Source organism: Teichococcus deserti, from assembly GCF_001982615.1.
In the GTDB taxonomy this organism is placed as follows: domain Bacteria; phylum Pseudomonadota; class Alphaproteobacteria; order Acetobacterales; family Acetobacteraceae; genus Pseudoroseomonas; species Pseudoroseomonas deserti.
Genome location: NZ_MLCO01000159.1, coordinates 1 through 2,500 on the forward strand (window position 1 = coordinate 1; position 2,500 = coordinate 2,500).

Consider the following 2,500-nt stretch of genomic DNA (forward strand, 5'->3'; position numbering starts at 1 on the left):
TCTTGGATGCGGGGACAGGATTTGAACCTGTGACCTTCAGGTTATGAGCCTGACGAGCTACCGGGCTGCTCCACCCCGCGGTGGTGATTTGTGATCAAGTGATGATCATGAGGACCGATGACAGGTGTGTGTGTGTCCGGCTTGGTGGCCCGGCGGCGACCTACTCTCCCGCGCCTTGAGGCGAAGTACCATGGGCGCTGGGGTGTTTCACGGCCGAGTTCGGGATGGGATCGGGTGTAGCAACCCCGCGATGGCCACCGGGCCACCGAGCCGGACACGTCTGTATCGGAACTGATGATGTTGTCTGGATGGTGATGTGTATCGAGTGTTTTGAGTGAGTGCGGATTGATGCTGCGTGCGGTGTCGGTTTTGAGGCCGACAGCGTGTGAAGTAGATGAGATCAATTGGGCTATTAGGACCGCTCAGCTGCGCCTGTTACCAGGCTTCCACTTGCGGCCTATCGACGTGGTGGTCTTCCACGGCCCTTGGGGAGACCTCGTTTAGAGGCTGGTTTCCCGCTTAGATGCCTTCAGCGGTTATCCGTTCCGTACTTAGCTACCCGGCGATGCTCCTGGCGGAACAACCGGTACACCAGAGGTACGTCCATCCCGGTCCTCTCGTACTAGGGACAGATCCTCGCAAGTCTCCAACACCCATGGCAGATAGGGACCGAACTGTCTCACGACGTTCTAAACCCAGCTCACGTACCGCTTTAATCGGCGAACAGCCGAACCCTTGGGACCTGCTCCAGCCCCGGGATGCGATGAGCCGACATCGAGGTGCCAAACCTCCCCGTCGATGTGGACTCTTGGGGGAGATCAGCCTGTTATCCCTAGAGTACCTTTTATCCGTTGAGCGATGGCCCTTCCACGCGGGACCACCGGATCACTAAGGCCGACTTTCGTCTCTGTTCGCGCTGTCGCGCTCACAGTCAGGCGGGCTTATGCCTTTGCACTCAACAGCCGATGTCCGACCGGCTTGAGCCCACCATCGCGCGCCTCCGTTACCATTTGGGAGGCGACCGCCCCAGTCAAACTGCCCACCACGCAGGGTCCTGGCCCCGGCTTACGGGGCTCAGTTAGACATCAGAAAGGCGCAGGGTGGTATTTCAAGGATGGCTCCACAGAAGCTAGCGCCCCTGCTTCAAAGCCTCCCACCTATCCTACACAGCCCCTTCCTGATGCCACTGCGAAGTTGCAGTAAAGGTTCATAGGGTCTTTCCGTCTGACCACGGGTACCCCGCATCTTCACGGGGAATTCAATTTCGCTGAGCCCATGCTGGAGACAGTGGGGAGGTCGTTACGCCATTCGTGCAGGTCGGAACTTACCCGACAAGGAATTTCGCTACCTTAGGACCGTTATAGTTACGGCCGCCGTTTACTGGGGCTTCAATTCGGTGCTTGCACACCTCCTCTTAACCTTCCAGCACCGGGCAGGCGTCAGACCCTATACGTCATCTCTCGATTTCGCAGAGCCCTGTGTTTTTACTAAACAGTCGCCACCCCCTGGTTTGTGCCACCCAACTCTGGTTGCCCAAAATTGGGTCTCGCTTATCCCGAAGTTACGCGAGTAATTTGCCTAGTTCCTTCAGCATGGTTCTCTCAAGCGCCTCGGTATACTCAACCAGTCCACCTGTGTCGGTTTGGGGTACGGTCTATATGTCAGAGCTATTTCCTGGAGTGATCCGGCAGCCCCTCCAATCCGATAAGGAGGAACAACGGTTCACACTCGTCACTTCTGACAGGCCCAGGAATATTCACCTGGTTTCCATCGGCTACGGCTGTCGCCCTCGCCTTAGGGGCCGGCTCACCCTGCGCGGATTGGCCTTGCGCAGGAACCCTTGGACTTTCGGCGGGAGAGGTTCTCACTCTCCTTGTCGCTACTCATGTCCGCATTCGCACTTCCGATACCTCCAGCAAACCTCACGGTTCACCTTCGCAGGCCTACGGAACGCTCCGCTACCACGCATCCTTGCGGATGCATCCACAGCTTCGGCAGATGACTTGAGCCCCGTTACATTTTCGCCGCAAGACAGCTATTAGACCAGTGAGCTATTACGCTTTCTTTAAAGGATGGCTGCTTCTAAGCCAACCTCCTGGTTGTTTTGGCCGTCTCACATGCTTTCCCACTTAGTCATCATTTGGGGGCCTTAGCTGGTGGTCTGGGCTGTTTCCCTCTCGACAATGGACCTTAGCACCCACTGTCTGTCTGCCAGGTATCACTCACCGGCATTCGGAGTTCGGTAGGGTTTGGTAGGACTTTGGGTCCCCCTAGCCCTTCCGGTGCTCTACCTCCGGCGGTGTTCGCCTGACGATCTACCTCAATAGATTTCGCGGAGAACCAGCTATTTCCGAGTTTGATTGGCCTTTCACCCCTAGCCACAGCTCATCCCCGACTTTTTCAACAGGCGTGGGTTCGGTCCTCCAGTGCGTGTTACCGCACCTTCAACCTGGCCATGGCTAGATCACTCGGTTTCGGGTCTTCTGCCTGCAACTCGGCG

General features: G+C 57.0%; 1 tRNA gene and 2 rRNA genes (1 of these 3 cut by a window edge). All 3 read right to left on the reverse strand.

Annotation, left to right across the window (positions count from 1 at the left end):
• Nucleotides 1-3: 3 nt before the first annotated feature.
• Nucleotides 4-80: transfer RNA gene (locus tag BKE38_RS16055), tRNA-Met, on the reverse strand.
• A gap of 67 nt (nucleotides 81-147) precedes the next feature.
• Nucleotides 148-262: ribosomal RNA gene (gene rrf, locus BKE38_RS16060) — 5S ribosomal RNA — on the reverse strand.
• Between the two features lie 129 nt (nucleotides 263-391).
• Nucleotides 392-2,500 (reverse strand): 23S ribosomal RNA (locus tag BKE38_RS16065); it runs 630 nt beyond the window's last position.